Consider the following 13,113-nt stretch of genomic DNA (forward strand, 5'->3'; position numbering starts at 1 on the left):
AACAAAAAACAATTATGAAAGCTAACTTTTTAAAATCTATTACCTTGCTTGGAATTGCGGGACTTTCTGCAATTAGCTGTCAAAATGATGACAAAGATTCTTCGAATAGTGTAAACGCTAGTATCGATTTTACTTCTCATTCAAAAGTTCCTGCATTTGTATATGCAATGACTGGCTTTGAAAATCTAAAAATAAGTACTTTAATTGCAAGTTCAGATGTGCTTCCAGATTCTCCTTCCTTCGTGTACGGAGCCCAGCCAGATGGTGCTGGATTAATGAAAGATCCAAATGGAGATGGATATATCATGATTACTAATCATGAAATTCTTCAATCTGTTTCTAGAGTTTATTTAGACAAAACTTTCAAACCTGTAAAAGGAGATTATTTAGTTGATGGTGTTGGAGGTTTAACTCGTTTATGTTCAGCGACTTTGGTTACGCCAGAAATTCACGGGTTTGGTCCAATCTTTTTAACTGCTGGGGAAAGCGGTCAGGAAAGTATGGTTCACGGAATTAATCCATTAGGATTATCTTCTGACAAAGCAAGAACCGACAGGGTTTTACCAGCTTTAGGAAAAGCAAGTATGGAAAACGCTGTTCCGCTTCCAAAAGAAGCTTTTCCAGGAAAAACAGTTATTTTGATTGGTGAAGATCAATCATATGCTACCTCTCATGCAAGTGCTGGTCAGCTAATTATGTATGTTAGTACAGTTGGCGATTTATCTAATGGAAAATTATATGCTTTAAAAAGAACTGACGGAAATCAGGTTGAAACGACTATAACTTTAAACAATTCATATCCAGTTGAATTTGTTGAAATTTCAAATGCAAAAAATTTAACTGGCGCGGTAATCAATACAACGGTTAATGATCTAAAAGTGATTCGTTTCTCAAGAGTTGAAGACGTAGATTATAGAAAAGGAAGCGCAACAAACAATAGAGAAGTTTATTTTACTGCAACTGGTCAGGCAACTAACAATGCCCCTGTTGAAGGATATACCATGTGGGGAAGAGTTTACAAATTAAAATTAGACGCTTCAAACCCATTAAAAGGAACTTTGGAATTGGCTGTTGAAGGTGACAGTACTCCTGGAACTGGAATCATTAATCCTGATAACTTATGTGTAACTGAAAACTATGTATACATTCAGGAAGACGGTGATAGTTATTATGCAGATGCAAAACACGATTCATATATCTGGCAGTACAATATTGCTACAAAACAAAACAAAGCGTGGTTAAACATGAACCACAAAAGAACAGATACAGCTTGGAACACACTTTATAACCAAACTGGCGAAATGAGATTTGGAAGCTGGGAATTTGGAGCTATGCAAGACATTTCAGATATCATTGGTGTTCCTAATACATTCACAGTAAATGTTCACCCTCATACTTGGCAGAGTGATGCATTTAAAAATGCTGATGGGTCAGGAACTCAAACTAACAAAGAGGGAGGACAAACTGTAATTATTAGAAACGTACAACGCTAATAATTTCAACCAAAATCTATTTGCAACCCTTATTTTACGATAAGGGTTATTTCTATTACAACTCCGCTATGAAATTAAAATATTTTACTTTTCTATTTATACTGCTTTCTTTTTTCTTTTCATGCAAAGAAAGAGAAACATCAAAGCCTACAGTTAAACAGGAATTACTTGTTGATTTAAGTAAACTTAGTAATGAAATTACACAATTTCAAAAACTTGTAAACAGCAATTCTTCGCAGAACAAAATTGTAGAACAATTTAAAAAGTCTCGTCTGGTTTACAAAAAAGTCGAATGGGCAATTGAGTATTTTATTCCCGAAACCGCTAGATTTATGAACGGTCCGGCTTTGGACGAAATGGAATTAGAAGAAAATAGATCTTTTGAACCGCATGGTTTTCAGGTTATGGAAGAAATGATTTATCCTGAATACAATACTGAAAGCAAAGAAAATTTAACTAGAGAATTAAATATTTTTCAATCTAATATTAAACAGTTAAAAAACACTTTTGAAGTCATTACAATTAGTGATGATTACGTTCTAGATGCTATACAGCAGAATGTTTTTAGAGTTATTACGTTAGGAATCACAGGTTTCGACAGTCCAATTTTGCAGTCTTCAATTCCAGAAGCTGGACAGAGTTTAATCTCAATTCCAGAAACGCTTGAAAAGATTAATATTGATAGCAAATTAGTATCTGAATTAAGAGAAATGATTAAAAATGCACAAAAGTATTGCACCAAAAATAGTAATTTCAATGCCTTTAACCGAGCTATTTTTATAACTGAATATTTAAATCCGATTTCGAAAAAACTGAAAGCTTTTCAGAAAGTAGAAAACATTAAGAACGTCAAGAAAAATAGTCCGTTAAAACCAACTATTATGACTTTATTTGACAAAGATGCTTTTGATGTAAATGCTTTTGTACTTTCAGAAGAGTACGATTACACAAAAGAAAAAGCGATTTTAGGCGAAAAATTATTTTATGACAAAAGTCTTTCTAAAAATAATGATCGTAGTTGTGCCACCTGTCATAATCCAGAAAAAGCATTTACAGACGGCTTGAAAACAAACGTTTCACTTACAGGTTCTAATTTAGCCCGAAATACTCCTACTCTAACCTACGCTTCATTACAAAATGCCCAATTTTGGGATATGCGCCAGTTAGATTTAGAAAAACAAAGTGTAGATGTAATCCAGAATAAAGATGAAATGCATGGTTCTATGGAGAATATTCACGCAAAAATTCAGCTGGACAACGAGTACATAAAATTTTTCAAAAAAGCATATCTAAAAACCTCAAAACCTGAAGTTTGGCAGATTCAAAATGCTATTGCAAGTTATGTTAGATCTTTAAATTCATTCGATTCTCGATTTGATGAATACATGCGAGGAAACAAAAACAGTCTTAATAATGAAGAAATTGAAGGAATGAATCTTTTTATGGGAAAAGCAAAATGTGCTACTTGTCATTTTACGCCTTTATTTAACGGAACGGTTCCGCCTAATTATTCTAAAACCGAACACGAAGTTATTGGAACTCCAAATGAGGCTTCAGGAAAAACATTAAGTCCAGATAAAGGCCGTTATTTATACAATAAAATGTCGCAATTAATTGGTGCTTTTAAAACCCCGACAGTTCGTAATGCGGTAATCACAGCTCCATATATGCACAACGGTATTTTTAAAACTCTAGAAGAAGTCGTTTCCTTCTACAACAAAGGAGGAGGACAAGGCTTAGGATATGAAGTAAAAAATCAAACTTTACCTTTCGGCAAATTGAATTTAACCATTAAAGAAGAAAAAGCCCTAGTAGCTTTTATGAAAACACTTACAGATCAAAAATACCAATAAAGATCAGTAATAACTTCCAATTATTAAACGCCAGAAATTAAATTTTCTGGCGTTTATTTTAATATTTAGTCTACAAATAAACGATACGGAAATACATTTGATGATCTGTTTTTAAGATTTTTCATAAAGCTATCACACAAATATTCCCACTCTGAATTTGATAAATACTGTTTTTCTTCTGGATCTGTTTTTATGAATATATCTACAGTACGGCTAAAACCAGCTTTTACTGAAATTTCTTTGCGAGTTCCCTTTTCAATTTTAATATCTACTATCGAATTTTTAAAATGATTAAAACCAAAAGCTTTAATGTCGGCAAAAGTAACGATTCTGCCACGAGTTAATAAGGCATTACGATACGCAAGAATTCTGTCTTTATTGCTTTGTTTGTTTTTTCCGCCAACTGTATTTGTCATTAGGGTTACATTTTTACTTATAAAGAATAAATCTTTGCATTCTAAAACAGTTCCAGCTTTAATATCATTTCCTTCCTCTGCACAGGTTGACCAGTAATTTATTGAAAACTCTTTTCCAACACTCTCATCACTTTTAGGTTTAATCATTAAATAAGGATCATTATTTTGTAAAAAACGGCTTTCTTTAGCCTGTTGCTCTACAGAAGCCAGCAACTGATTGATTTCGATAGCATCTTTCTTTTTTTTAGGCCCAACCGGAACTGGAAAGACAGAATTAGCAAAATCATTAGCCGAATTTCTATTTCAGGATGAAAGTGCTATTATTCGTTTTGATATGTCTGAATTTAAAGAAGAACATTCGGCTGCATTGCTGTATGGAGCGCCTCCAGGCTATGTTGGATACGAAGAAGGCGGTTTATTAGTAAATAAAATTCGTCAAAAGCCATATTCAATAGTTTTATTTGATGAAATCGAAAAAGCACATCCTTCTGTTTATGACGTTTTTCTTCAAATTATGGACGAAGGAAAACTGCACGACCGATTAGGAAAAGAGGGCGATTTCTCGAATGCAATTATTCTTTTTACTTCGAATATTGGAGCAGATCACATTGTAAACACTTTTAATGAAGGCAAAATTCCAAACTCTACTTCGTTAATGGAGATTATGGGAAATTATTTCAGACCAGAATTTTTAGGAAGGTTAACTGAGATTGTACCTTTTGCACCTATCAGCAAAGAAAATGCATTGAAAATATTTGAGATTCATCTTAAAAAAGAATTTACAGACCTGCTCAAAAACATTAATATCGAAGTTGAAATTCCGAGGGAAGTGAGACTTTATCTCGCTGAAAATGGCTATAATGCTAAATATGGGGCAAGACCAATAAAAAGTATTATCAGAAGTCATTTAAGAAGACCCCTCGCTAAGAAAATCATTTCTGGCGAAGTCAAAGACGGCGATAAAATAATCGTTACAATAGAAAATGATATGATAAAATGGGTAAAAGAAGAAATTTTTGTAGGGCAATAAAATCAAAAAAAACGCTAAGAAATTCTCTTAGCGTTTTTTAGTTATTTATTCTAAAACGAGTCCTATTTGACCATCATCATCTAATTCCGTTTCAACCGAATCATCGTCTGAAATTTCAGGTGCCTCAGGAACCTCTTCAACAGGCTCTTCATAAGGCAGCGGATCCAGCAAATTAACTTGTTTTAATTTATCTGTCGTTAATTGATTTCCTAAGGCTTTAAAACCTTTTACAGCTATAAAATCCTCAATATCAATATGCAAATCTTCTTTTTGAACTCCTTTTACTTTGGCAAAAACCAATTGCGCCACCGGACGATAATCTGTAGAGACAATCTCTAATTGCGAATTTGGATGGTCTGTAATAAAGCTTTCTTCTTTACCTTCATTTTCAACAAGAAAACGTTTCAGGAAATAACGCTCTTTTTCTCCATCATAATAAATAGCAGAAATTGGTTTCTTAGGTTTCCATTTCTCCAAAACAATCATATCTTCCTCAAAATGAGTCGACAATTCAGGAATAATCACTTTTAATTTACCTGTCTGACTTATAACTAAGATTTTATCACTTGGTTTAAATTCACCTAACAATTCACCTCTGGCATCAACATTTAAACGTTTTACGGTGTCATCAAACCAAACTTTTCTTGGCAGTAAAGTAGAAATTCCTTTTTCTTTTAATTCGATTTTCTTAATTGGATATTTCGTTACCAAATTTCCTTTTGAAGCACGTCCTTTTATAGCGAGTTTAGCAAAATCAATATCGAATTTTAGCTTTTTGATTGTTCCTACCTGACGTAATAATATGGTAACAACCTCAGCTTCTCCGTTTGGATTATGTGAAAAATATACAACTTGCGAGCCATTTGTTCCGTTTGTTAAATCGTAAGCTTTGTCACGTGTTACTCCGGTAACATTAAAACGTTTTATATATGAAGGGCCTGATTTACCATCACGGTACATCATATTATAAATAGTACGTTTGTCACTCTTATCAAAAACAGCAACATGTATAATATCTTTGCCTATAAAAGTTTTGGTATCTACTTTTGTAATCATCATTTTACCGTCGCGTAAAAACACAATTACATCATCAATATCAGAACAATCAGCAACGTATTCGTCTTTCTTTAGACTAGTTCCTACGAAACCTTCTTCTCGGTTTACAAACAGTTTTGTATTACGTAAAACTACTTTTGTAGCCTCAACATTATCAAAAACACGAAGTTCTGTCTGGCGCTCGCGTCCTTTTCCGTATTTCTCCTTTAATTTGGTGAAGTAGGCAATAGCAAAATCTGTCAAATGTTCCAGATTATGCTCTACTTCTTTCATTTCGTCTTCTAACTTCGCGATAAAATCATCAGCTTTATCAGAGTCAAAACGAGTAATACGAATCATCGGAATCTGAGTCAAACGCTGTAAATCATCATCATTAATTTCTCTGACAAATGATTTTTTGAAAGGCTCAAAACGATCGTATAAATATGAATAAAGTGATTCTCTATCAGAATATAATTTGAAATCAATATACATTTCTTCACGAATGAAGATTTTCTCCAAAGTAGAGAAATGCCATTTATTTTTTAATTCTTCTAAATGAATTTCTAATTCTTGTTTAAGCAAATCTACCGTTCTGTGCGTTGAAATTTTCAACATTTCAGAAACTCCGATAAACAACGGCTTATTATCTTCAATAACACAACCTAAAGGCGCTACAGAAGTTTCGCAAGCCGTGAAAGCAAACAAAGCATCAATCGTTTTATCTGGAGAAACTCCTGGAAATAAATGAATTAAAATCTCCACATCGGCTGCAGTATTGTCTTCAATTTTCTTGATTTTGATTTTACCTTTATCATTGGCTTTCAAAATACTGTCAATTAAAGTCGATGTATTGGTAGAAAACGGAATCTGCGTAATCACCAATGTATTTTTGTCTAATTGCGAAATTTTAGCACGAACACGCACACGCCCGCCACGAAGTCCATCATTATAATTTGACACATCGGCAATACCTTGTGTCATGAAATCAGGATATAATGTAAAAGGTTTTCCTTTTAAAATTTTGATTGAAGCGTCAATTAGCTCATTAAAGTTATGAGGTAGCACTTTTGTAGAAAGTCCAACCGCAATACCTTCTGCTCCTTGTGCCAAAAGCAATGGGAATTTTACCGGAAGATTGTTTGGTTCTGCACGACGACCATCGTACGAAACGCCCCAATCTGTAATTTTAGGAGAATATAAAACCTCTAAAGCAAATTTAGATAAACGTGCCTCAATATAACGCGAAGCTGCCGCTCCGTCACCCGTTAAAATATTACCCCAGTTTCCCTGGCAGTCAATCAATAAATCCTTTTGACCTATTTGCACCATTGCGTCACCAATACTGGCATCTCCGTGTGGGTGATACTGCATGGTGTGACCAACAACATTGGCAACTTTATTATAACGACCATCATCCAGCTCTTTTAAAGAGTGCATAATACGACGCTGAACAGGTTTAAAACCGTCTTCAATTGCCGGAACTGCACGTTCCAGAATTACATAAGAAGCATAATCCAAAAACCAGTCTTTATACATTCCCGTTACTTTGGTAATAACGTCCTCGCCTTCTTCTTCCTGATTTTCGTAAAAATGCTGTCCTTCAAAATGCTTCGCATCTACGTTGATAATCTCATCATCATCTCCTTCCTGATTGTCATCTGTCAGGTTTTCATCTGAATTATTCTCGTCGTCGTTTGGAATTATGTTATCGTCTTCTTCGTCTTTCATTTTTATGCTGAATTATTTCAGTATTTTATTTTAAAACTTTATTGTTAACTATTTTAGTTGTTTTCAAACTATCCAAAAACAATCTTTCTTTTTCTTCCTTTTCTTTTGAATCAACAAAATATTTGATACCTGATTTTTTGAAAAAGTCTTTTACATCATCTTTACAATAATCCCAATTTTCTCTCAGATTATTAGAAGATTCAGAAGTTCCACATTCAAAACAAAGCTCAATATGTCCTATAATTCTATTTTTATCATTGTAAAAAAGAATTAAATTTCTTGGTATATAACAGTTTGAATAAGGAGCAACATCGCCTTCAACTTTACAATGAATTTTAATCAACTCAAATAATTCTTTTATTTGAGTTTCTTTCAATAATGTAACTTTTTCATTAATCATTGAAGTATCGAAATCAATCTTATTATTTCGAATAATTTCTTTTCTATGCCTTAGTGTATCCCAAGCTAATCGGTCTGGATAAGAAAATATTTCGATCTTTTTAATGGCTTTGAATTTAAATTCAAAAGCATCTGAATAATCTAATTCTTTTTCGCCTTTAATTTCATCTTCAAAACCTTTATTTCTATTGCATGAAATTAGGACTGAAATGATTATTAAAATTAAAAGCTTCTTCGTTAAATTAAAATTTTGAAAAATCTTAAACCTCCTCAAGCTCATCAATCTCAACCTTCAAATTCTTGATAATAAACTCCTGTCTGTCTGGCGTATTTTTTCCCATATAGAAAGACAATAATTGCTCAATCGAAGTATGTTTATCCATCATAACCGGATCAAGTCTGATGGTGTCTCCAATAAAGTTCTTGAACTCATCTGGCGAGATCTCTCCCAAACCTTTAAATCGTGTGATTTCTGGTTTTGGCTTTAGTTTTTCGATTGCGTCTTTTCTTTCTTCTTCAGAATAACAATAAATCGTTTCTTTTTTATTTCGAACCCTGAAAAGTGGTGTCTGCAAAATATACAAATGTCCCTCTTTGATTAACTCTGGGAAAAACTGCAAAAAGAAAGTAATTAAAAGTAAACGAATGTGCATTCCGTCGACATCGGCATCGGTTGCGATTACGATGTTGTTGTAACGTAGTTTTTCTAATCCGTCTTCGATATCAAGTGCAGCTTGCAATAAATTGAATTCTTCATTTTCATACACAATTTTTTTAGTCATTCCGTATGAATTTAAAGGCTTACCACGTAAACTGAAAACCGCTTGTGTATTTACGTCACGCGACTTTGTAATCGATCCGGAAGCCGAATCTCCCTCCGTAATAAAAAGCGTGCTTTCTAAGTTTCTTGGGTTTTTTGTATCTGGAAGATGCGCTCTGCAGTCTCTTAATTTTTTATTGTGAAGATTGGCTTTTTTAGCACGATCTGTTGCCAGTTTTCTAATTCCTGATAATTCTTTTCTTTCGCGTTCTGCCTGAAGAATTTTGCGTAACAAAGCTTCTGCAGTCGGCGGATTTTTATGCAGGTAATTATCTAATTTGTTTTTGACAAAATCGTTTACAAAAGTACGTACAGAAACTGCTGGCGTTCCATCATCAGAACCCATATCTGTAGAACCTAATTTTGTTTTAGTCTGAGACTCAAAAACCGGTTCCATAACTTTAATACTAATCGCACTCACAATCGATTTTCGAACATCTGATGCTTCGAAATTCTTATTATAAAACTCACGAATCGTTTTTACAACTGCTTCACGATATGCAGCTAAGTGCGTTCCTCCTTGTGTGGTATTCTGACCGTTAACAAAAGAGTGGTATTCTTCGCTGTATTGTGTTTTACTATGCGTTAAGGCAATCTCAATGTCGTGGTCTTTTAAATGGATAATTGGATATTCTAAATCATCTTCGCTGATTGTTTCTTCTAATAAATCACGAAGACCATTCTCAGAAATATATTTTTCTCCATTAAAAATAATCGTCAAACCATTGTTTAGGTAACAATAGTTTTTGACCATTTTAATGACATATTCCATACGGAATTTGTAATTTTTAAAGATCGTTTCGTCTGGCGTAAAAGTTACTTTTGTTCCTTTTCGTTTTGTAGTTTCGATTATATCTTCTTCTAAAACCAGATTTCCACCTGAAAACTCAGCCGCTTTTTGTTTCTCATCACGAACTGATTCTACACGAAAATAATTGGACAAAGCATTTACCGCTTTTGTTCCGACACCATTTAAACCAACCGATTTCTGGAAAGCTTTAGAATCGTACTTTCCACCTGTGTTCATTTTCGAAACTACATCGACTACTTTTCCTAACGGAATTCCACGTCCGTAATCACGAACAGAAACCGTTTTGTCCTTGATAGTCACTTCAATAGTTTTTCCCGAACCCATTACGAACTCATCGATACAGTTGTCTAAAACTTCTTTTAAAAGAATATAAATACCGTCATCCGGCGAAGATCCATCCCCCAGTTTCCCGATGTACATTCCGGGACGCATACGAATATGTTCCTTCCAATCGAGTGATCGGATATTATCTTCGTTATATTGATTTTGCTCTAGCATAAATGAATTGGATTTTTGGCTAATGTACCATTTCTACACAAAAAATAAAAGCGTATTTTTTTTTTGTTATGAATAATAACAGCTTTGAATTCTATTTAAATTGATTTTAAAAAAATACAAACTTTAAAAATAGAAAAAAACAGCCTTGAAACAAAAAAATACTATTTGATTCCCAACACTTCTTTTGCCAAAGCAATCATTTCAGGCGTTCCCGTATTTTTGTTTTTTTCATCAGAAAGTTTGACTACACCTTGCCAATGTGAATTATCAGGTTTTGTATCGGTTAATTTTATCACCATATTCATGGCTGGAAGCCCTACATCATTGGTAAAATTTGTTCCAATTCCGAATGACATTTTTATTTTGTCCTGACAGAAACCGGCTATTGCTTTTACTTTATCAAAATTTAAGGAATCAGAAAAAACAATTGCTTTTGATTTTGGGTCAATTCCCATTTTGGTATAATGCGTAATTACTTTTTTTGCAAACTCAATTGGATCGCCGCTGTCATGTCGAACACCGTCAAAAAGCTTCGAATATTTTTTATCAAATTGATTGAAAAATATCTCTGTCGTGTAAGTGTCTGTTAAGGCGATTCCGAGATCACCGCCGTAAACTTGTGTCCAATGTTCCAAGCTTATAGAATTTGCCATTTTAAAACCGTACTGCGCAGCATGAAACATAAACCATTCGTGTGCATGGGTACCTAACGGACGTTTATTATTGACCATTGCAAAATGCACATTGCTGGTCCCTATGAAACTTTGTCCTCCAAAAGTTCTTAAAGTTTCGTTTACCAAATTATGAACATCATAAGAATGACGGCGTCTTGTGCCGAATTCTAAAATAGAAACTCCTAATTTATTGTAATTATCGATTTTATCTTTCGTGAGGTTTTTAATAGCTTCATCATTTAAACGGATTAAATGATTTGATTTATAAAAAAGCTCCGAAATTAAGGCCATTAACGGAACTTCCCATAGAATAGTCCGATACCAAAACCCTTCAACGATAACTTTAATTTCTGAACCTTCCTGACTAATCTGCACTTCTGACGGATCGAAACTATATCCCTGCAAAAAATCTAAATAAGTCGGATCAAGATATGGGCAGTAATGTGACAGATAATTTTTTTCTTCTTTAGTTAAACGAAGATCAGCCAATGCGCCTACAGAACGACGAAGTAAATCTGCAAAACCAGCCGGAAATTTATGTTTTCCTCGATTGATAAATCCGTATCGAACCTTTGCCTTTGGAAAAAGCCTTATTACAGCATGCTGCATTGTAAATTTATAGAAATCATTGTCTAAGATCGATTTCAAAAAAGTAGTCTCCATATCTCATTAATTCAATTCCTGAATTGCTAAGATACGGCAATTCAATAAAAGAAGAAAATCTGCCAATAAACAATGTTGACTTTATTTCTGAACCACTTTAAAAGAAACAATACTATTTGTGTTTACAAAAATTGTAATGTATTCACCAATATTATTGTCATAGAGAATTTGAAATTCTAAACCGTCTCTTTTTTCTTTTGAGTTTTTAATCAGAACGGGCTGATTCCTTTTATTTAAATAAAAAACCTGATCGGACTTTCTCAAATTTTTAATTTCAACATCTATTTTATCTCCATATTTAGCTTCGATTATTCCGTAATTTGGAGATTTAATTTTAAAATCGTTCTCGATTGTTTTGTTATAAATTAAAGGCCCATTAAGAAAAGCATCTTTATCTAATTTATCTCCCAAATAAGAACCTGAATCAGGAAAATGTTTAGCGAAGAAATAATCCGGATCTGTATCAAAGTAAACCGATGAAAAATCATTTACCATTCTGCCTTTACTATTATCAAAATAACCCTGTCCCCAAGTCACATCAATCAAACGCCATTTTTTATCAATTAAAACAATATTCCATGCATGGTTTGAAGAAGTCGTTTTTCTGCCAATATCTCTTAATGAAATTTTAGAATCTCCTCTGATTATTTCAGATTTTAATCCTGTTAGTTCGGCTAAATGCTGGTACAAAGCTGTAAAACCTTCGCAGACTGCTTTTTTCGAGCTAAAGGCTTTTTGCCATAATCTGTCATTCAGTTCTTTAATTTTGCGTTGTTTTTCGGCTTCAGTAGAATAACTAAATCCCTGCGTTCTCTGCGGATTCAAAAAAGCATTATAATCGTACTTTATATTAAAAGCAATCCAGCTGTAAATAGCGCGTGCTTTATCATAATCTGATTTAAAATCCTCATCGATTTTTTCTGCCAGTTTTTCTGTCGTGTTGAAATTTTTGGGATATTTTAAAACGATTTTATCAACTTCATTATATTTCTGTGCAAATGTTGAATAGGCAAAAATGATATTCAACAAAAGGAATATAAAACCAATCTTTCTTGTATTCATGTATTAAAAACTTGACTTTATGATATTTTTCAATTCCTGATCTAGCTCTGGATTTGAAATTTTATTTTCTTCTAAATCGAAATTGGCATTGAAAGAAGGTAAAGAAAATGATCCTTTAATTTCCCCGCCATAACGTGGAAAAAGGGTTTGAGCAATTCCTAAAACAGATGCTCCTCCTCTACCACCCGGAGATGTTGCCAATAATAACATGGGAATATGCTGAAAAACATCTTTCTCAATTCTGGAACTCCAGTCAAAAACATTTTTGAAAGCAGCAGAATAGTTTCCATTATTTTCTGCCATTGAAACAACCAAAATATCAGCTTCTTTCAATTTATTTAGAAAAGCTTTTGCAATTTCATGCTGACCAATTTCTTTTTCCAGATCAACACTAAAAAGAGGCATGGCATAATCGTTTAAATCTAAAACCTCAACTTCGGCATTTTCAAACAAATTTGCTGCATAAGCCGCTAAACGTTTGTTGATTGATTGACGGCTGTTGCTTCCTCCAAAGGCTATTATTTTCATATTGTGGTATTTATAATTTGATGTTTTCAAAAATTAAGCCATAAAAGTCATATCGTTTTATTTTAATAAAAACTTAATAGTATGTCTTTTATGACTAAAA

At 33.4% G+C, this 13,113-nt stretch carries 9 protein-coding genes and 1 pseudogene; 3 read left to right on the forward strand and 7 right to left on the reverse strand.

Annotation, left to right across the window (positions count from 1 at the left end):
- Positions 1–14: 14 nt before the first annotated feature.
- Together ASD98_RS16425 and ASD98_RS16430 are read left to right on the forward strand one after the other, a co-directional pair.
- Positions 15–1,493 carry a hypothetical protein gene (locus tag ASD98_RS16425; RefSeq protein WP_056206307.1) on the forward strand — a complete coding sequence of 493 codons (1,479 nt, stop codon included), beginning with the start codon at positions 15–17 and terminating at the stop codon, positions 1,491–1,493.
- 68 nt (positions 1,494–1,561) lie between these two features.
- Positions 1,562–3,346, forward strand: coding sequence for a cytochrome-c peroxidase (locus ASD98_RS16430; RefSeq protein ID WP_056206309.1), 1,785 nt, complete (start codon positions 1,562–1,564; stop codon positions 3,344–3,346).
- Between the two features lie 65 nt (positions 3,347–3,411).
- Here the strand turns inward: ASD98_RS16430 and ASD98_RS16435 are convergent, their stop codons facing one another.
- The gene (locus ASD98_RS16435; RefSeq protein ID WP_242412125.1) at positions 3,412–3,975 is read right to left on the reverse strand and encodes a hypothetical protein; all 564 of its coding nucleotides are present in this window, start codon (positions 3,973–3,975) and stop codon (positions 3,412–3,414) included.
- A 13-nt stretch (positions 3,976–3,988) separates the two neighbouring features.
- Here ASD98_RS16435 and ASD98_RS16440 point away from each other — a divergent pair.
- A pseudogene (locus ASD98_RS16440) lies at positions 3,989–4,792 on the forward strand (AAA family ATPase); the annotation flags it as partial.
- A gap of 45 nt (positions 4,793–4,837) precedes the next feature.
- Here the strand turns inward: ASD98_RS16440 and ASD98_RS16445 are convergent.
- The 6 genes from ASD98_RS16445 to ASD98_RS16470 form a co-directional block, all read right to left on the reverse strand.
- Complete coding sequence (locus ASD98_RS16445) at positions 4,838–7,558, reverse strand: DNA gyrase/topoisomerase IV subunit A (protein ID WP_056206313.1); 2,721 nt, start codon at positions 7,556–7,558, stop codon at positions 4,838–4,840.
- A gap of 25 nt (positions 7,559–7,583) precedes the next feature.
- Positions 7,584–7,934 (reverse strand): hypothetical protein, encoded by a 351-nt coding sequence (locus ASD98_RS23855; protein WP_128414852.1) that lies wholly within the window; start codon positions 7,932–7,934, stop codon positions 7,584–7,586.
- Positions 7,935–8,217: 283 nt separating this feature from the next.
- A complete protein-coding gene (locus tag ASD98_RS16455; protein ID WP_056206316.1) occupies positions 8,218–10,086 on the reverse strand; it encodes a DNA topoisomerase IV subunit B in 1,869 nt (622 codons plus the stop codon).
- A gap of 161 nt (positions 10,087–10,247) precedes the next feature.
- Positions 10,248–11,423, reverse strand: coding sequence for a nicotinate phosphoribosyltransferase (pncB, locus tag ASD98_RS16460; RefSeq protein WP_056206318.1), 1,176 nt, complete (start codon positions 11,421–11,423; stop codon positions 10,248–10,250).
- Between the two features lie 81 nt (positions 11,424–11,504).
- Entirely contained in the window at positions 11,505–12,485 is a 981-nt protein-coding gene (locus tag ASD98_RS16465) for a transglutaminase domain-containing protein (protein WP_056206320.1), read from the reverse strand.
- 3 nt (positions 12,486–12,488) lie between these two features.
- Positions 12,489–13,013, reverse strand: a complete 525-nt coding sequence (locus tag ASD98_RS16470; RefSeq protein WP_056206322.1) for an NADPH-dependent FMN reductase — start codon at positions 13,011–13,013, stop codon at positions 12,489–12,491.
- Positions 13,014–13,113 lie beyond the last annotated feature (100 nt).

It is taken from the genome of Flavobacterium sp. Root186 (genome assembly GCF_001428525.1).
Taxonomy (GTDB): Bacteria; Bacteroidota; Bacteroidia; order Flavobacteriales; family Flavobacteriaceae; genus Flavobacterium.

Bases quoted from the DNA above. Each gene is read 5' to 3' on its own strand.
- ASD98_RS16425 (WP_056206307.1), top strand. From the start codon at position 15: ATGAAAGCTAACTTTTTAAAATCTATTACCTTGCTTGGAATTGCGGGA.
- ASD98_RS16430 (WP_056206309.1), top strand. From the start codon at position 1,562: ATGAAATTAAAATATTTTACTTTTCTATTTATACTGCTTTCTTTTTTC.
- ASD98_RS16445 (WP_056206313.1), bottom strand. From the start codon at position 7,558: ATGAAAGACGAAGAAGACGATAACATAATTCCAAACGACGACGAGAAT.
- ASD98_RS16455 (WP_056206316.1), bottom strand. From the start codon at position 10,086: ATGCTAGAGCAAAATCAATATAACGAAGATAATATCCGATCACTCGAT.
- pncB (WP_056206318.1), bottom strand. From the start codon at position 11,423: ATGGAGACTACTTTTTTGAAATCGATCTTAGACAATGATTTCTATAAA.
- ASD98_RS16465 (WP_056206320.1), bottom strand. From the start codon at position 12,485: ATGAATACAAGAAAGATTGGTTTTATATTCCTTTTGTTGAATATCATT.
- ASD98_RS16470 (WP_056206322.1), bottom strand. From the start codon at position 13,013: ATGAAAATAATAGCCTTTGGAGGAAGCAACAGCCGTCAATCAATCAAC.